This is a genomic window from Lyngbya confervoides BDU141951, assembly GCF_000817775.3.
GTDB classification, from domain to species: domain Bacteria; phylum Cyanobacteriota; class Cyanobacteriia; order Thermosynechococcales; family Thermosynechococcaceae; genus Lyngbya; species Lyngbya confervoides.
In genome coordinates this window covers 1-17,105 of the sequence record NZ_JTHE03000099.1, presented here as the reverse complement: position 1 = coordinate 17,105, position 17,105 = coordinate 1, and the positions used below count along the sequence as shown (strand labels likewise).

13 protein-coding genes and 1 pseudogene are annotated in these 17,105 nt (G+C 53.2%); 10 read left to right on the top strand and 4 right to left on the bottom strand.

Annotation, left to right across the window (positions count from 1 at the left end):
• Positions 1 to 294: 294 nt before the first annotated feature.
• From QQ91_RS16855 to QQ91_RS16845, 3 genes are all read left to right on the top strand, one after another.
• Positions 295 to 2,205 (top strand): sensor histidine kinase, encoded by a 1,911-nt coding sequence (locus tag QQ91_RS16855; protein ID WP_166283292.1) that lies wholly within the window; start codon positions 295 to 297, stop codon positions 2,203 to 2,205.
• Positions 2,205 to 2,894: a response regulator transcription factor gene (locus QQ91_RS16850; RefSeq protein ID WP_236096221.1), complete on the top strand. Its 690-nt coding sequence runs from the start codon at positions 2,205 to 2,207 to the stop codon at positions 2,892 to 2,894. The genes QQ91_RS16855 and QQ91_RS16850 overlap by 1 nt, the downstream gene beginning before the upstream one ends.
• Before the next feature lie 174 nt (positions 2,895 to 3,068).
• Positions 3,069 to 4,574 carry a hypothetical protein gene (locus QQ91_RS16845; RefSeq protein WP_166283288.1) on the top strand — a complete coding sequence of 502 codons (1,506 nt, stop codon included), beginning with the start codon at positions 3,069 to 3,071 and terminating at the stop codon, positions 4,572 to 4,574.
• Between the two features lie 134 nt (positions 4,575 to 4,708).
• Here the strand turns inward: QQ91_RS16845 and QQ91_RS16840 are convergent, their stop codons facing one another.
• Complete coding sequence (locus tag QQ91_RS16840) at positions 4,709 to 5,806, bottom strand: SGNH/GDSL hydrolase family protein (protein WP_166283286.1); 1,098 nt, start codon at positions 5,804 to 5,806, stop codon at positions 4,709 to 4,711.
• A 766-nt stretch (positions 5,807 to 6,572) separates the two neighbouring features.
• On the opposite strand from QQ91_RS16840, the gene QQ91_RS16835 reads away from it, so the two are divergent.
• Entirely contained in the window at positions 6,573 to 7,436 is an 864-nt protein-coding gene (locus QQ91_RS16835) for a uroporphyrinogen-III synthase (protein ID WP_250833385.1), read from the top strand.
• A 52-nt stretch (positions 7,437 to 7,488) separates the two neighbouring features.
• On the opposite strand, the gene QQ91_RS16830 is transcribed toward QQ91_RS16835, so the two are convergent.
• The gene (locus QQ91_RS16830) at positions 7,489 to 8,676 is read right to left on the bottom strand and encodes a PrnB family protein (RefSeq protein WP_166283282.1); all 1,188 of its coding nucleotides are present in this window, start codon (positions 8,674 to 8,676) and stop codon (positions 7,489 to 7,491) included.
• Between the two features lie 214 nt (positions 8,677 to 8,890).
• Here QQ91_RS16830 and QQ91_RS16825 point away from each other — a divergent pair, with 214 nt between their 5' ends.
• The gene (locus QQ91_RS16825) at positions 8,891 to 11,902 is read left to right on the top strand and encodes an FAD-binding and (Fe-S)-binding domain-containing protein (protein WP_166283280.1); all 3,012 of its coding nucleotides are present in this window, start codon (positions 8,891 to 8,893) and stop codon (positions 11,900 to 11,902) included.
• A 91-nt stretch (positions 11,903 to 11,993) separates the two neighbouring features.
• Here the strand turns inward: QQ91_RS16825 and QQ91_RS16820 are convergent, their stop codons facing one another.
• Positions 11,994 to 12,878: an alpha/beta fold hydrolase gene (locus QQ91_RS16820; protein ID WP_166283278.1), complete on the bottom strand. Its 885-nt coding sequence runs from the start codon at positions 12,876 to 12,878 to the stop codon at positions 11,994 to 11,996.
• A 246-nt stretch (positions 12,879 to 13,124) separates the two neighbouring features.
• Between QQ91_RS16820 and QQ91_RS16815 the strand changes: the two genes are divergently transcribed.
• The 3 genes from QQ91_RS16815 (at position 13,125) to gifA (ending at position 15,546) form a co-directional block, all read left to right on the top strand.
• Complete coding sequence (locus QQ91_RS16815; RefSeq protein WP_166283276.1) at positions 13,125 to 13,712, top strand: isochorismatase family protein; 588 nt, start codon at positions 13,125 to 13,127, stop codon at positions 13,710 to 13,712.
• Complete coding sequence (locus QQ91_RS16810; RefSeq protein WP_166283274.1) at positions 13,709 to 15,064, top strand: nicotinate phosphoribosyltransferase; 1,356 nt, start codon at positions 13,709 to 13,711, stop codon at positions 15,062 to 15,064. Before QQ91_RS16815 ends, QQ91_RS16810 begins: the two co-directional genes overlap by 4 nt.
• Before the next feature lie 269 nt (positions 15,065 to 15,333).
• The gene (gene gifA / locus QQ91_RS16805; RefSeq protein WP_166283272.1) at positions 15,334 to 15,546 is read left to right on the top strand and encodes a glutamine synthetase inactivation factor IF7A; all 213 of its coding nucleotides are present in this window, start codon (positions 15,334 to 15,336) and stop codon (positions 15,544 to 15,546) included.
• Between the two features lie 132 nt (positions 15,547 to 15,678).
• On the opposite strand, the gene QQ91_RS16800 is transcribed toward gifA, so the two are convergent.
• Positions 15,679 to 16,170: a host attachment protein gene (locus tag QQ91_RS16800; RefSeq protein WP_166283270.1), complete on the bottom strand. Its 492-nt coding sequence runs from the start codon at positions 16,168 to 16,170 to the stop codon at positions 15,679 to 15,681.
• 285 nt (positions 16,171 to 16,455) lie between these two features.
• Between QQ91_RS16800 and QQ91_RS16795 the strand changes: the two genes are divergently transcribed.
• Both QQ91_RS16795 and QQ91_RS16790 read left to right on the top strand, forming a co-directional pair.
• Entirely contained in the window at positions 16,456 to 16,782 is a 327-nt protein-coding gene (locus QQ91_RS16795) for a hypothetical protein (protein ID WP_166283268.1), read from the top strand.
• A gap of 63 nt (positions 16,783 to 16,845) precedes the next feature.
• Positions 16,846 to 17,105: pseudogene (locus tag QQ91_RS16790) on the top strand (ISAzo13 family transposase); the annotation flags it as partial.

Below are 17,105 nucleotides of genomic sequence, written 5' to 3'. Positions count from 1 at the left end.
GCTTCCGCATAATTGCTGTACGACTTAAGGAAACGCCCTATTTCCAATAAGGTGTACTTCTTGCTGTGACCAACTACATTTTTTTCACAATATTAATTACTTGTTTATTATGTCAAAAAATAAAAAAAGTTGGTTTTGCGAAAGATGTCTAACCCTTGGATTTTTTTTCTTTCAGTGCGGTAAATCTGACAGTGTATGATTTTTGTCGTATAATCAGCCTTGAATATATACTTGCTTATGCTTTTGATGTGAGCTTTTGAGTCGATGTTTTGATATTTTCTTGAGTCCTGACATATGGGTTTCTATCAATCATGGAAACGAACTGGACTTGGGTTAGGTCTTTTGTGGGGCTTATTCTGGGGCGTTTTGATCTCTGATTTCTCCAAACTTCAGGGTCTTAGCCTCCTGCAACACGATTATCTACAGCGTCACCGTTCTCTCCAGCCTTCCTCTAATATTGTCCTTGTTTCGCTAGATTCTGATCTCGATCAAGACCTTGAGCAACAGCAGCTTAATTTTCAGTTGCTGATTGAACGTTTATTAGCTGCAAAAGCTTCCGTTGTCGTTCTGAATCTGCAATCGCATTGGTTGCGATCGGCAGATCACGCTGACAACCCAATCAAAACCCTGATTCGACAACATAGCGATCGCTTGGTTCTTGTTCTTCCCACTGCCAGTGCGGTAAAATCGCAGCCGATTCGGTGGCGAAACTATAACTACTTTCTCTCCAATCAAAAGCTCCAAATCCCGATTGTGACTCCGGCTAGTATCCTAGGCTTCGTAGAGTATGAACCGGAAGCGAGGCAGCCTAATCAGCTTTCCAGCACCGCGCGGCAAGTTAACCCCTACACCCAATTGACATTGCCTTGTTCAACGCGTCCGCAACAATTGGAAGCCGCCTCCCATTTGGCGCTACAAAAATCTAATCTAATCGACCCTGTACAATTGCCGAAACGTGCCTTTTACATTCATTTTGGGGATCGTCCTTTTTCCCAGCTTCAAGAAGCCAAGATTAGTCCGGATGGGGCTGCATTCCATTCGCTTCAGGGAAAAGTCGTCTTGGTTGGGGTTACTGAGACTTCTCATCCCGATAGCTTTTCGATCCGCTCCCCCACTGGACGTTTAATTCCCTCCGTAGAATATCAGGCCCATCAGTTGGCTAGTTTGCTCACAGGAACCTATTACCAACTGGTTCCACCCTGGATACAAACTCTGATGATCCTACTGGGGGGGATCTTCGTCGGGCAATGGGTTGTGGCGGGTAAGCTAAATTCCAAGTTGCGATCGCAGGTTTTGTTCTGGTTATTCCCGTTGATGGGGCTGGGCGGATTTGCCACAGTCAGTTTAATCCTTTATCTGCACGGTTGGTTGCTGCCTGCTGCTGGGCCACTTTTGGTCTGGGGTGCGACCCTGATCTCTACGTTGATCACACTACATCTAGGCTTACAGAACGTGTTGATTAACCAACAGCAGTGTGAGCTGAATCGTCTCCACAATGTTGAGCAATCTGCCATTATTTCCCAAGCGCGGAAGCTCATGCATCGGCTAGCTTCAAATATTCATGATGGCCCCCTTCAGGAACTCAAGGTGATCATGGATCAGCTGGAGTTGCTGCAACTCAAATTTCCCCAGTTGCCCGTGGATCCGCTGCTGGACCAGTTGTCCACCTTGGGCGATCACCTGCGACAACATCTGAGTCAAACCCGTGGGATTGCCCTGAGCATTAGTCCGGAACTGCGCGAGGGACTAGGGGATGGGCTACGATCGCGGATTCAGACGCTGCAGGAGTCTGGCGAATTAACTCTGCCTGTCCACCTGCAAATTGAGGCGATCGCGGAACCCTCACTCAGCAGCCTCTGGTTGGAAGCCCGAGAAGATATCTATCGTTTTTTTAATGAAGCAGTTAAAAACATCATCTGCCACGCACAACCACCCCAGGGTAGCGCGACTTACCTGAGCATCCGTCTAAAACAAGAGCAGGATCGCTGCTGCTTGGTTCTTGAAAATGACGGCGATCCCGTCGGTATCGACCCCTGTGCGCCTGACCCGTTCCGGCGCCCAAGGGGTGGGTATGGCATGAGACTCATGCACACGATTGCCACGGAACTTCCCGATGGTCAGCTGCTGTGCATACCCCTGTCTGCAGGAGGATTACGGATTCAGTTGACTTGGCTTCATTGTTTTGTGCTTAATAGTGCTGTGTAATGCTCACCACACACTATTTTTCTCTGATGGAATCGTATTCCCCCGTTTTTCTGATTATTGAAGATCATCCAGAAGTGGCACACAATAACTGCCTTTTTCTGGAGCAGCTCAATCCTGAGGCGACCTGTACCATTGCGACAACCCACCCTGCTGCCTTAGAGCGTCTTAGCCTGGAACCTGTTGCCCTCGCCGTGGTGGATTTGCTGGTGGGAACGTTAACAGGAGAACAGTCTGCCCATAATGGCATAGCCTTTTTAGAACAGGTGCTTGTGGATTATCCCTCCCTAAATATTCTGATTTACACCAGTGAATACAGCTACCTGAGACCATTATCGCAACGGATTAGTCATCACCAAGGCGGTTTTGTGGTGGTGAGCAAACTGGAGCGGCGCAAAGCCTTTCTGGAAGGAGTGCAGCAGGCACTCGATGGAAAATTGTCATTACCGCGAGAACTTCGTCAGGATTTTGTGCTCACGGAACGGGAACTGGAAGTTCTCCGCTTGCTGTGCCAGAATTCCATGAAAGATAAGGCGATCGCCCAGGAGATGAACCTTTCCCTCAAGACAATTCAGAATTGCGTCCAGCATCTCAAGGTAAAGTTAGACATCGACTATTTAGACGATCAAACCACCAGTCCCAGAGTTGCGCTTTGTATGGAAGCAATTCGACGCAGACTCCTGATGCTCTAGTGATGCTCTAAGGGGATTAAAGCGATCGCTTCCCTGGGTCCTCACGGGTCAAGCGATCTGATCCAAGAAGTGTCTTCATGGAAATGACCCACTGGAAGTTTTCTGGAAATTTCCAGGGAGTGGTAAATGAAGACGGTATCCTATAGCTGACTGCCTTGGGAGGAGGAAAACATCATGCTGTGCGATCGCGTTCTGTCGGGAGTTGCGCTCCTGGGACTCTGCGGATTCCTGGGACAGCCCATGGCTCAGGCCTTTGATACCGGGCATCACGCCGATTTAACGAAGGACGTGCTTACCGATTACAGCTTTAACCGCAATGCCATTGAGGTGGCCCAGGTTGAAAACTGGCTGGTGGACTACTACAGCAGCCAGCCAGCAGCCGGACTCAAGGACGAACTCGCGCTGCTCCACTTCGACAACCTCTTTACCGATGCTCAGGTTCAGTCCTACTGGAATCACTTGACCACCAACACCCAGGTGGCCGTGCAAGCCGCCGCCCGCGAAAATGATCCGCTGAAGCTTTTGGCGCTCCTCGGGATGAGCTTACATGTGGTGCAAGATTTTTACACCCATTCCAACTGGCCAACGCTGTATCCTCCCCAAAAGGGAACCTATCGCACCAACACCTGGTTTTCAACGGCATCACCCCAAGGTGTCTTCACAGGGCGCTACGATCGCGCCGGATCGCAACCGGAGCACGGCAGTTACGATTTTGGCCTCAATCAAGATTCCTATAATCGTCCCCAATGGGATCAAGCCTATGTCTTTGCCTATGCCGCCTCCCATGAATGGGTCGCTCAGATTCGCGACTGGGTGCAGGCTGTGAATCCCCCGGTGTGGAATCGTGCCCTGGGGCTACAACTCTCTGCCCAGCATCGTCAGCAGCTTGATCAGGACTTGGAAGCGGCCTATCGAATTTCGGAATGGATTGATGTGGGTGACGAAGAAGGACATTGGAAGGGGAGAGGCAGTGGCAGCAACGCCGAATTTGTGGCCTTTACGGCCCAATGGACCGCCAGGGCAGATTCTATTTTTGTTAACCACTTCAAGGAGAAACGCTGGTTTGCCCAACTGCTCCCAGGCCTGAATGGGCAAGCGCCAACTCCCCCAACCGTTCCGACGGTGCAAGCTCGTCCTATCCATAAAACGGCGGTTCTGGTGAGAACCTTACAGGTTGCAGAGGAACCCGTTGGGCTGCTGGAGTCCAGGATTGATCCCGGCGGTGCGGCGGACTTCTTTGCCCGCATTACCATTCAAGGCCAAACCTTCGTCGAGGCGATGCAGTTAGATCGGCGGCAAATCAATCCCGATTGGATCGCCTTAAAAATGATCGATTCCACTCAAACCCAGGTGCCGATTCGCTATGAACTCTGGGACGAAGATGGGGGATTGCGGAGTGATGATGACCCCATTGATATCAACCCTCAAGCTGGCTATGGATTAGATCTGGTCTTGAATCCAAAAACGCGATCGCTCTCCGGCGATATCCAGGGTGTCCACGACAGCATTCCATCCGCCGTTACGACTCGCGGTAATGAACGCGATCGAGCAAGCCTTAAATTTTTTGTAACCACCCGACCCCTAGACCGTGCAACTGCTTCCACCTCTGATTCTTCACCCACCCCGTTGAGTAATCCTCTACCCGAAATTTTTCGGATTTTGGATCCACTCTTGAAGTGAAGCCATCCTGCAGGCACTATGACCCCTTAGCAATTTATTCCGAGCAATCTCTTCAATAGGATCAGTTCTTTTCTTGCCCTTGAGGTTTTCCCCATGAAATTGCGTTCAGCGCTGAAGGAATCCGCACGCCATTGTTAGACTAAGCTTGGGGTTCTCTGATCAAACTGAGTCTGGAAAAGTGAACCCTCAGCCGGCAAGAAAAATTCTTGTAGCTCCGTTAACGCAGTATGGGCTAGAATGTCGTGGGCACCGGCTGTGGGATGAATATCGTCCCAGAATAAGTAATCCTTTGGATCCGCATTCATCGGTGTGAGTGGGCTGAGGAAAGGATGAACTGTATTAGTGAAGCCGAAGTCTGATAGCGGATCTAGCGCCTCTTCAAACAGCGCATTGACATCCAGCTGAATAAAGTTAACGTCAGGATATTCCCCGATGAGACCATCAAGGGTCTCTTGAAGTAACGCATTATGATGGAGGGAAAAATCATTAATAACTTGACTATCATAGGGAGGTTTTGGATTCCCCTCCGCTTCGTTAAACCTGGGTACTTTAGACAGGTTTGGCATGTTGGGCACCAGTAGGTTCTGAGCACCCATGTCAATCAGTCGGGTCAGCCCTTCCTCAATATTGCCTACCGTAGTCTCAGGGTCGGCTTGGGGATTCGTCCAATAGTCATTGGGACCAAACCAGTAGATGACCAGAGCTTCAGGGGCAATGGATTCCCTAGATCGCGCTAGATCCTTCTCTAGCCACCCCACCTGCTTTAAGGCACCTGGAATTAAGGTATCAAAGTCTCCTCCCCCTAGGCCGGTTTGATCCGTATTGGCTCCTCCAAAAGCAAAGTTGACGTTGGCATCCACAAGATTGCCGTTGAAGTAAGGACTGACCGATAAACCCTCTTGGGTCACGGTAATGGGAGACGGAAATCTGAGCAAACCAGGACGAAAGACAGACAGCTTTGAGGAAGCCGTCAGAGACTTGCCGAGGGAGTCGGCCACAATATCAATCCACACTGGACCATTGGAAAATCGCCCCTCAAAATAAGGTGGTACCCCCTCAGGAGTTGGTGGAGGAGCAACGGGTATATCCAGTCCAAACAACCAATCGAAGGGTTGGACAAACTCTGTGACATTCTTGATATTGCCAATATCTGTCAGACTATCGCCAAAAACGTAAAGATTGCTGAATAAATCACCGATGTCTGAAAAGGAGGAGGTCGGCTGCGCATCCATGAAGCTACTGGAGGCTAATTGTGAATTCCCATCCCCAGCCCCTGGGAATAACTTCGTGGGTGCTCTTAACAGTGAATTAAAGGACTTCTCCACCGGCCTGAATATATGAAAGGCCGAGCGAGAATTTAAGGGGGGAATCTTGCCAATTTCACCTAAACTTAGCGCATCGGCAGGATTAGCGGGAAATTGGGGTGTAATCGAAATAAGCTGACTTTGAAATAATGAACCTCCTGGAGAAAATTGATGATAAAAAGTTTTTTTTAGACCTGCCATTGTATCTTCGGCACTATCCAGGAGACTGGTCATCGCGTTTAGAAATTTCATGAGTTTACCCCTTTATCAACAAAGATTCTCATCAGAAAATTTCTGACCTCACCAGAAGTCTAACGTTTGTTAATTCTGTAGTCGTGTTGGGATTTTGATTGATGTGCCCTGTGATTCAGAAACGTCTATTTCTAAAGCTTTTAGCTGTTTTCCTGCAGCCTCTGATGTTTATCGGTGGGATTTCGCGTAGGGCTTTAAAATACTTCCATGAGTTAGGACTTTTGCGCTAACTTTTAAGAAGCGATTTTACAAAATAAGCAATATTTCAGCTAATCGTTCAATGGGTGATCCACTACCTCAGAAATATCATAAATCTGAAAGTTTTTGGGAGTCTATTCACCAAAGTTTAATTCTATTAATCTCTTTTCGGATTGTTTAGTCCGATTGATGCAGGTTCTGAAATATCTTTTAATGAGTTTGACAACCCTACGCTGTGAGATTGTTGAACCCCACCTTACTAGATTGCTGCGTTGCCTTCACCAGCCCTGTCTCCTACGGGGAATTTCTGCGATCGCAGCTGGAATCGGCGGGGGCCATTCCCCTTTGGGTGCCCACCATTTCAATTCAGCAAAGCGATCGCCTCCAGGCCAAGGTGCGTCAGGTGATTGCCGCAGAACTGCACCAGATTTCTGGCCTTGCCTTTACCTCCCGAAACGGAATTCGAGCCGTTGCCTCCGCCCTCTCCTCCGTGGATCTTCCTCCCCTTAGGACCCCCTTTTATCTAGGGGCCTTGGGGCGAGATGCTCAGCTGTTATCGAGTTTGACGGAGATCTATCCACATCCCCACTGCCAAGTGGTGGTTCCCCCCGTCGCTACCCCTGAGGCCTTGGTGGAAGCCTTGGGGCCAGGGCAAGGTCGTCCCCTACTCTGCCCCGTCCCTCGGGTGGTGGGGCTCACGGAACCAGCGGTAATCCCCAACTTTCTCAAGGCGATCGCTCATCGGGGTTGGAGACCGCTGCGCCTGGATGCCTATGAGACGATCTGGTGTGGTGCAGATTGCGCTGCGGCCTTAGTGCAGGGGGGGCGCGTTTCGCAACCTGTGCAAAAAGCCGCGGCGATAATCTTGACCAGTACCGCTGAGGTAGAAGGACTGTTAAAAAGTTTGCGCGCCCTGCAGATCGATCCCCACCGATGGCTGCAGGGGGTGGTTGTGGCCGCCCACGGTCCGGTAACGGCCCAAGGCATTCGGGCCCAGGGCGTTCAGGTTCAGGTGGTGAGTTCCGATAGCTCTAGCTTTGCCGGGGTTGTACAGGCCTTGGGGCAATATTTTCAGAAGGCCACCCAGTGCTCGGCCCCAGAGGCATGAGTCAATGCCGCTAGCCGTTTCCAGCTGAGATTGCCCCAGTCTGGGGGCCTGCTCAGGGCATCAGATGCTGGTGCGTTTCATCCCGGTGCTTTTTCAAATAGGGCATGAAGGGGGTGCCGCCGGTGCCAAGGGTGGTATCATTCTGCCCCTGGCCATGTTGCCGCTGGATATAGCGAGCTGCAAATTCTAGATGCTGGGTTCTAAACTGCTCCAATAAATCCAGACAGCGGTTGTATTGCTGCTGAATCTGGGGATAGATCGATCCCTGAAGAAAGCCCCGTAAATCAACGGATGATTCCACCTCTGTGATAAACGCCCGGTGTCGGGGGGGCATGTAATCTCTCATCTCTAACAGATAGTCTCGGAGCGGGTCGGGAGCATGCCCAATTTGAAACAGAGCGTCCATGGTGGGCAAGATCGCGCTTTGCGCTCCCGTTTCGCCCCGAAACTGCTGCGGTTGCCCATCGTAGGCGGTGACGCCCTCGTAGATGAGTCCGGTGGGCAGTGCCGGATTGTTTTTCCAACCGTGAATAAAGGGACGAACCCGCTGAAAATAAATATAGGGATCGCAGCGCTCTGGCATTCGTTTTAGGGTGGCATTGATGTGCTGCCAGGCCTGCTCAATGGCAACGAGGGCATCGCCCACGAGGGTGGGCTGCTCGAGCTGGATTCCCCGTTGAATGTTGGGGATCGCAGCGATCGCCGGAGCTGCTTTTGCCTCAATGTCCAGGTGAATTAAAATGAACCAGTCTTCATCTAGGCCTCCCCAAAAGTTGTGCGTAATGAAAAGATTGCCCAGTTGAATCGGCTGGTGTGAATCTATCAGCGTCCAGTTATCCAGAGCGTAGGAGGCGTAGGAGAGCACCGGCGGACGGCCCAAGCGCTGGGCAATGCGATAGATCGGCACCGCAAGGTTGCGCGGGAGTATCGTTGCCGGTGGCGGTGCTCCCCAAACGTAGGCATGGGTAAGAAACGCATAGAGCAGCATGAGCCGCCGACACTGGTGGAAATCTAAGGTCAGCGATTCCACCGGTAGCTCTGGCAGCGTTGCCACTGCCCGGCGGATATCTCCACAGGTTAGCCACTTGGGTAGTTGAGTCACCAGATCCACTAACCCCCGACAGGTCAGGGGTAAAAGCGCTGGCGGTGCCGTGGGGAGAAAACCACGACTTGGATGGATATCGTAGTCTTCGAGCCGCAGTACGGGATGATTTGAGATGGAATGGGAGAGGGTGTTCATCGGACGGCCCCTCGGCAACGAAAAGGATGATGACAGGTAATCTGGATTAGAAATTCTGGGGGGGGGGGAACGCCTGTTTACTGTTTTTATTGTAACGTAGCGCTCTTTTCGAAGATCCCGGTGACCCCGTCGCGGCCAGAGGACTCTTGATCTGGCCTATGCTAGGGTAAGGGCGCTTTTAGCCTAGTGAGCCAAGTCTGTATACCCCCTCGACATGATTCCTCGACTTTCTCCGCAACCAGGCCTCTGTTCCCAAACCGCTGAGTTTCTGCAAGCGCTGCGCAAAACTGCCTTCAGGGGCGAAATTCGGGGAGACTTTGCCAGTCGATTATTGTGTGCAACAGATAACAGCATTTATCAGATCCTTCCCCAGGCGGTTATTTATCCTCGCTCCAGGGCCGATGTCGTCCAAACCCTGCGCTTAGCGCAGCAGTTTCCTGAAATCACCTTTACCCCGCGCGGGGGTGGCACGGGGACCAATGGTCAATCCCTGTCGCCAGGAATCGTCCTGGACTGCTCCAAGTACATGCGCCAAATTCTTGAAATTAATGCTGAGGAGGCATGGGTGCGGGTTCAGCCCGGCGTTGTGCTGGATCAACTCAATGAGGCCCTCCAGCCCTATGGACTCTTTTTTGCTCCAGCCCTGGCGCCCAGTAACCGGGCCACCTTGGGCGGCATGATTAACACCGATGCCTGTGGCCAGGGATCGAGACTGTACGGACGCACTAGCGATCACGTCTTGGCCCTGGAGTGGGTGTTGCCGGAGGGGACGCAGGGACGGTCCATGCCCGTTAATCCCCAGGACCTTCAGCACCTTAAAGATCAGCCAGGGCCGCTGGGCCGTATCTATCGGCAAGTCGATCACATTGTTACCCAGCGGCGGGAACTCATTGCCCAAACCTTTCCGAAGATGCCACGGTTTATGACGGGCTACAATCTGGCAAAGGTCTATAATGCTGCGGACCAAACCTTCGATCTCAACCGCATTCTGGCGGGATCAGAAGGGACGCTTGCCGTGATTACGGAAGCCAAGCTGCGATTACTCAAGATCCCCCAGTACAAATGCCTGGCGGTGGTTCACTATCGCTGCTTTGATGAGGCCCTGCAGGGAGCCAGACCCTTGCTGACCTTGAACCCTGCAGCCATTGAAACCGTGGATGAAAAAATTCTGGATTTGGCTCGCCAGGATGGGGTCTATCCCGCCGTGCAAGAATTCATTGGGGCGGCTAGCTGTTTCAATTTGGTGGAATTGAGAGAAATATCCCTGGCCCAGATGCAGGCAAAGCTAGGGGCGCTAGATCAGCAGTTGCGCTCCGAGGCCATCCCCTATACCCTTGCCCATACCGATGCCGAGATGAATCAGCTTTGGGCGCTCCGGAAAAAGGGGGTGGGGCTCCTGGGAAACCAGCCGGGCGATCGTAAACCCATTCCCTTTGTGGAGGATACGGCTGTGCCCCCGGATCGGCTGTACGACTATATTCAGGAGTTCAAAGCCCTATTAAATGAAGCGGGACTCGACTACGCCATGTTTGGCCATGTGGATGTGGGCTGTATTCATGTGCGCCCCGCTCTGGATACGAAAGACCCGGCCGATGTGGACAGGATTCGCCAGCTTTCAGATCAAGTGGTGGCCTTGGTTCGTCGCTATGGCGGCGTCATGTGGGGAGAGCATGGCAAAGGGTTTCGCAGCGAATACACCCCGCAGTTTTTTGGCGATGTTCTCTATCAAGACCTCCGGCGGATTAAAGCCGCCTTTGATCCAGAGAATCGCCTGAATCCTGGAAAAATTGTCACTCCCTACGGCAGTGATGCGGCAGTGGTGACCCTGGAGGCTCCCCTGAAGGGATCCTTTGACCGTCAGGTTCCAGAGCCCTGGCGATCGCAGTATCCTCAAGCCTTTAGCTGTAATGGCAATGGTGCTTGCTTCAATGTACTCTCTCAGGATGTGATGTGTCCCTCCTATAAGGGGATGGCCGTTGACGAAGGCGGCGGCGATCGCATTCATTCTCCCAAAGGACGAGCCACCTTATTGCGGGAATGGCTGCGCCAACTTGCCCAGCAAGAAGCCCGGCCCGATTCCTGGATTCTGCGATGCTGGAATACGCTTCAGAAACAGTGGGGTGTGGAGGACTATTCCCACGAAGTTTACGCTGGACTGCATGGATGCTTATCCTGCAAAGCCTGTGCCAGTCAATGTCCGGTTCACGTGGATATTCCCAGTCTTAAGTCAAAGTTTTTAGAACAGTATCATAGCCGTTACCTCCGTCCACCGCGAGATTATCTGGTGGCCTATTTAGAAGAAATTGCGGCTCTCCAGGCGCAATTTCCCCGCATCAGCAATTGGGCCATGCAGCACCCCCTGGCCCGCTGGGGAGCCAAACAACTCCTCGGGATGGTGGATTACCCTGCCCTAAGCCAGCCGGGTCTGGCACAGGGCCTCGCGGCTAGAAATGCCCCCCCCTTTGATCGAGCCGCCCTTGCGCAGCAAACTGGAACCTCGCGCCACAAGAGCGTTGTACTCTTGCTCGATACCTTTACTGCTGTTTACGATGCTCCCTTAGTCCTAGACACCTATGATTTGCTTCAGTATCTAGGCTATCAAGTTTATATTTCACCCCCCCTCGTCAGTGGGAAGCTCTATCACTTGAAGGGGTTCATGGCCCGCTTCCGCACCATCGCCCAGCGCAATCTCCAGACGCTAGAGGCGATGGCGGACTTGGGGCTGCCCATCGTCGGCATTGAACCGAGTCTCGTCTTGACCTATCGAGACGAATATCAATCCCTGTTCCCGAGCAAGTCCGTTCAAATTCTCCTGATTCAGGAGTTCCTAAGCCAGGATCTAGATCTCATCCGGGCCTGGTTTAGAGGGTCAGATCAAGTCCCCTCGCTGCTCTGGAGCCACTGCACGGAACAGAGTACCCTCTGGAATGCCGGGCAACAGTGGCAGATTATCTTTCAGGCGGCGGGTGTCCCCCTAACCCTGGTCAAGTCTGGATGCTGTGGTATGGCAGGCGTCTATGGTCACGAAGCTGAGCATTACCCCCTGTCCCAGAGAATCTTCAAGGCTGGGTGGCAGCCGCAGCTTCCCACGGACCCAGAGGCACAAAAACAGGTGCTTGTCACAGGATACTCCTGCCGATCGCAGATTCAGCGGTTTGCCGGATGGCGACCTCGCCATCCGGTGCAGGGACTGTATGCCCTGCACAAAGCTGAATCATCAGGGTAATCACCTGGTTCATCTCCAGCGGATGACCCCAGCAATCAAGGTGTCATCGCAGCCGGTTCTCTGGACCAGGATGATAAGCATGGAGACAGCCCTAGCTTTGGTTTTGTGAGAGTTGAACCGGATGCTGAGCTAAGAACCTGGCGATCGCCGCGATCATTGCCTCCGGTTCATCGGCTCGAATCATGTGGCCACTGTTTTCAAAAATTATCAGCTCTGCTTGCGGCACCGCCGCCGCAATCTCTTCCGAGAACTCGGGCGCACAGATCCAGTCATGTCTGGCCCCCAGGACTAAGGTGGGGGCCGTAATGCGAGGTAGCTGCTGGCGAATGTCAAACTCCCGGAGAAATCCGCCAAAGGCAACATTTATCGCCTCCACCGAGTGGATGGTGCGGTCCCAGGCTTCGCTGCGAGTTCCTGCTTTATAGGTCCGAGAATAGAGGGGGCCCATAATCTCAAAATACTCGCGGAGCTGTGCCTCATGCTCAAAATTGCCCGCCCACAGCCGCTGAGCGATCGCCCGTTGAGCCGGAGTGCCGATTCGAGCCAGCGTTGCCTGGGCCTTGTCCAGGAATCCGGCGCTGGCCGAGGTGGCGATGGCCACTAAATGCGAAACCTGCTGCGGGTAACGTGCTGCATAGGTGAGGGCGACCTTACCGCCATAGGAGGTGCCAATCACCACAATTTTTTCCAGACCCAGATATTGGCGCAGCGCTTCCATATCCTCCACGTTGTTCTCAAGGGTATAACTTTCCCTGGGGCCACGCGCGGATCGGCCTTGACCGCGATGGTCAAAATACACAAGCTGTAGCTGATCATAGAGCGCCCCAAAGGTGGGCTTGTAGGAGCTATGGTCTACGCCCGGCCCCCCGTGGACGATAAAGGCGACCGGCTTCTCTCGCATGCGATTCCCCTCTGGAACCAGGGCCGATCCCTCAACATCAAAATAGATCTGGGTCTCGCGAATTTTGGCAAACATGCTTCAGGGCTGATTCGGCAGCATACAGGTTTGATGGGGCGATTATAGAGTCAGAGAATGAATTCCCTCAAGAGGCCTAGCCTAAGGACCCCAGCATGCTGTACGTGACGCCGCGCTTTTACGCAAACCTGAACGATTTCCTGCCCTCCTCGCGACAACAGATCATCGATCAATTCACCTCGATAGAATAATAGAGAGACTGTTCCCCCAAGGTGATGCCGTTGTTCTCACTTGAGGCTGGATACGATGGCTGATTTACTGCTGTCCCGTGGAGATGCTCTGGTCATTGTTGATGTCCAGAGGGATTTCCTGCCGGGCGGTGCTCTGGCAGTGCCAGGGGGGAACGAAATTATTCCAATCCTCAACCTTTATATCCAGGCCTTTGCCCAGCGATCGCTGCCCGTATGGATCAGCCAGGATTGCCATCCTCCCCATCATTGCTCCTTTATCCCGGAGGGTGGGTCATGGCCCCCCCACTGCATCGCAGGAACCCCTGGATCGCAGTCCCCGTCCGATCTGAAGCTGCCGCCGGAGGCGCTGCTAATTTTGAAGGGACAGCAAAAAAACCAGGATGCCTACTCCGCCTTTCAAGGAACCGCCCTGGCCCAGCAGCTACAAGCGCGCCAGGTTGAGACCCTGTTTGTGGGCGGGCTGGCAACGGACTATTGTGTCCTGAACACCGTGCAAGACGCGATTAAGCTGGGATTTCGGGTTCTGCTGCTCACCGACGCGATTCGGGCCGTCAACCGGACTCCCGAGGATGGCGATCGCGCGGAGGCCGCCATGATTGAGCAGGGCGCGATTCCCATCACCTATCTAGATATTGATCCATGAGTCTTGACTGTGACCCATTGCTAACCGATCTGTATCAGCTCACCATGCTAGATGTCTATGCCCAGTCAGGCATGAATGAACTGGCGGTGTTTGAGTTTTTTGTGCGTCGGCTTCCTCCGCAGCGTCAGTTTTTAATTGCTGCCGGCCTGGAGCAGGTCCTCCAATATCTAGAAACCCTGCGGTTTTCCGCTGCGGATCTGGACTGGCTGGCCCAGTCTGGCCATGGGAGTCCAGCGCTGATCGATCAGCTACAAACCCTGCGATTCACCGGATCGGTTCACGCTGTTCCCGAAGGCACCCCAGTTTTTGCCCAGGAACCCCTGATTCGGATTACCGCTCCGCTGATGCAGGCTCAGCTCGTCGAGTCGCGGATCATTAACCTTCTCCAGTTTCAAACCCTCATTGCCTCCAAAGCCGCCCGCTGCGTCCTAGCCGCGCCCGATAAGCTCCTGGTCGACTTTGGTCTGCGTCGCGCCCATGGTGCGGAGGCCGGGGTCCTTGCTGCCCGCGCCTGCTACCTGGCAGGCTTTAGCGGAACGGCCACGGTTCGGGCCGGATTCGAGTATGGAATTCCCCTGTTTGGGACGATGGCGCATTCCTTCATTCAGGCCCACCCCAGCGAAATCGACGCCTTTGAAAACTTCGCCCGCCACCAGCCTCAAAACGTCATCCTCCTCATTGATACCTACGACACGGAAGCGGGTGCGGCCAAGGTGGTGGAAGTGGCCCCCAAGCTCAAGGATCAAGGCATCCAAATTAAAGCCGTCCGCCTGGACAGTGGCAACCTGGCGGCCCATGCGCGCCAGGTACGTGCCATTCTCGATGGGGGCGGTTTATCCGAGGTTGGCATATTCTGTAGCGGTGGATTGGACGAAAATGCGCTCCAGGCCCTGCTCAGCCAAGCTGCTCCGATTGATGGTTTTGGCCTGGGAACCAGCCTGGATACCTCCAGCGATGCGCCCTATCTAGACTGCGCCTACAAACTCCAGGAATATGCTGGACAGCCTCAGCGGAAGCGCTCCGAGGGCAAGGCCAACTGGCCTGGTCGTAAGCAGGTGGATCGTCACTACACCCCGGAGGGCCAGCTGGCCTATGACATCCTGCGCCTGGATCAGGATCCCTGGACAGGAACACCGCTCCTGCAGCTTTACATGGACCAAGGCCAGCGAACCCAGCCCCCTGAACCCCTCCAACAGGTGAGACGCCGAACGGTACAAGAACTTCAACGCTTGCCAGCAGCGGCCCGCTGCCTGGAGGCTCATCCATGGCGCTACAGGGTTGAAATTTCAGACTCCTTACAGCGGTTGGCCCAGGAGGTGGATCAGGCCCTGGATCGCCAAAACGAGGCGTAGACGGCAGCAGTGTCTTTCCTCTCTCAATCAGGTCTGAAGGACCCTGTGCGAGAGGGGGCGATAACTCCAAGGACGTCGTTTCAGGGGGTGACCCTCCAGGATGCACTGAAGATCCCCCTATCTCAAACCTGGAATAAAAAGTATCATAGTATACAGAAAGAGGCAGTTATCCCAGTTGTATTGAGATCCCTGCCCTCCGCGAGATTGTCCTGACTGTTTGGGGAAGGGCCGGGGTGGGGGAGCGAAGGTTAGTAGAAGGGGGGTATACCATGAGCGCTAAATCTGTGATAGATCAAGCCCGTGATCTGTTTATTCGTAAAATTCGGAGAATTCGCCGACGAGAGCAGGCCATGCTCGCGCGTACCGATGAAGAAATCGGGTTGACGGCCCAGGATGCGGCCCGCTATGAAAGCAGTATCCAGGGCAAGATTCCCCATGACTTTTCCGTTGCCTACGATCGTAGCAAGTCGGCCATGAGTTAAGGGCTTAGGCCACGACCTTGCCAGGAATTGTCCAGGAACGCTATCGAATGATTGCTGTGAACAGTAAGCCTCAGGCAGTGCTGAGGGCTGCCTGAGGGGCAAGACTGGGGGATGGAGATCAGTGCTGCGAGATCAGTGCTTCGGTTCAGCGAAGGAGGGTAAGAGCTTTTTCTGCGTTAAGTAGTGCTGTAGCTCCGTTGCAGACTGTTTAACCAGGTCCTTCGAGAGCTCTTGAATTCGTAGATGTTTGGGCCAGATCGTCTGAATCTCGCGGCGGAGGTGGCCGAGTACCTCTGGAGGTGCCACCAGGACTAGGCTGCGAATCTGATGCTGATCAATGACTTGCTTCCCATGGGCTGCGATCGCGCTGCAGAAACGCCGCTCAAACTCATCCAGGTGGTTTTGGCGATGATCGTCATACCCGTGGCCTTGATGGGAGGCACCGCGATTGCGACCTGCCTTTGCATTCGACCAGACCTCCTTCGCGACTCCTGGTTCCATGGGATTCATTAAACTTTCAAGCTCCTGTAGCTGCTGACGCTGCCCATCGAAGGGATCGGCATCCTCCCAGATCCAGAAGCGAGCATGGGCTTGATTCGCTACAATCACCGCTTTGAAAGACATAATGACTCCCTAAATCTGCAACGATAGATCAACCAATGGTGTTGCTAGGGAAAAGTAACGGGATGCGAGGGTAGTCGACGACTTTAAATTAATTCACCCAATGAATCCGCCATGGTGCAGCGGGATATGACTGGAATTTCCCTAGCCCTAACTTTTGCTCTACTGTAATTCAAAACCATGAGGATAATGTGAAGGTGGGTGAAACGGTTTCGCCGCGTTGCTAGGCCCAGGAGATCGGCAGTTCCTGCCATAATAAAGCATAGGGTTTACAGGGAGGGAAAGCTGATGTCCAAAGCGCGATCCCCGATTCGGCAATGGTTCCATCTGGGAGTTTGGATAGCGCTCAGTGCCCTTCTGACCACCCGCCATCGGGCACTGTCTACCCAGGGGTCATGGGTCGTCGCCGAGGCTCTCTCCCAGGAAGGACCGCCCGCCTTCCAGCTTGCGGAGTTTCCTAACGGGCTCTACCAGTTTTGTAGCCAGCCCGATCCCCAGGACTGGCGAGATGGGGAAGGAGTGTGTTTGATGCTGCGCAAACAGGACCGCTTGCTGCAGGGCTACTATGGATACCCTCACTCCGATGAGTTTATTTGCTTAGGGACTTCCAAATAATAGACACTGCCAATGCTCAGGTAAAATATCCAAGACGACAAAGCACAATTTGGACAGAGTCTTTTGGAATTGACAGATAGCCTGAAAACCCTCTTCATTGAAACAGCTCAAACTCTGAAAGGTCACGAACGACGTCGATTTATGGCACAAGTTGTCAATGAATTAGGCCCTGGGGGACAGCGTCGAGCCCAGCGCGAATTGGGATGGAACCGAGATTTGATCCGAAAAGGGCAGCGAGAGGTCAGTACCGGGATCATTTGCGTGGATAACTTTTCAGCTCGTGGCAGAAAGCGGACGGAAGACCATCTTCCCACACTACTTAC

Coding starts and splice junctions, on each gene's coding strand:
- QQ91_RS16855 (WP_166283292.1), top strand. CDS start 295: ATGGGTTTCTATCAATCATGGAAACGAACTGGACTTGGGTTAGGTCTT.
- QQ91_RS16850 (WP_236096221.1), top strand. CDS start 2,205: ATGCTCACCACACACTATTTTTCTCTGATGGAATCGTATTCCCCCGTT.
- QQ91_RS16845 (WP_166283288.1), top strand. CDS start 3,069: ATGCTGTGCGATCGCGTTCTGTCGGGAGTTGCGCTCCTGGGACTCTGC.
- QQ91_RS16840 (WP_166283286.1), bottom strand. CDS start 5,806: ATGGATGCGCAGCCGACCTCCTCCTTTTCAGACATCGGTGATTTATTC.
- QQ91_RS16830 (WP_166283282.1), bottom strand. CDS start 8,676: ATGAACACCCTCTCCCATTCCATCTCAAATCATCCCGTACTGCGGCTC.
- QQ91_RS16825 (WP_166283280.1), top strand. CDS start 8,891: ATGATTCCTCGACTTTCTCCGCAACCAGGCCTCTGTTCCCAAACCGCT.
- QQ91_RS16820 (WP_166283278.1), bottom strand. CDS start 12,878: ATGTTTGCCAAAATTCGCGAGACCCAGATCTATTTTGATGTTGAGGGA.
- QQ91_RS16815 (WP_166283276.1), top strand. CDS start 13,125: ATGGCTGATTTACTGCTGTCCCGTGGAGATGCTCTGGTCATTGTTGAT.
- QQ91_RS16810 (WP_166283274.1), top strand. CDS start 13,709: ATGAGTCTTGACTGTGACCCATTGCTAACCGATCTGTATCAGCTCACC.
- gifA (WP_166283272.1), top strand. CDS start 15,334: ATGAGCGCTAAATCTGTGATAGATCAAGCCCGTGATCTGTTTATTCGT.
- QQ91_RS16800 (WP_166283270.1), bottom strand. CDS start 16,170: ATGTCTTTCAAAGCGGTGATTGTAGCGAATCAAGCCCATGCTCGCTTC.
- QQ91_RS16795 (WP_166283268.1), top strand. CDS start 16,456: ATGTCCAAAGCGCGATCCCCGATTCGGCAATGGTTCCATCTGGGAGTT.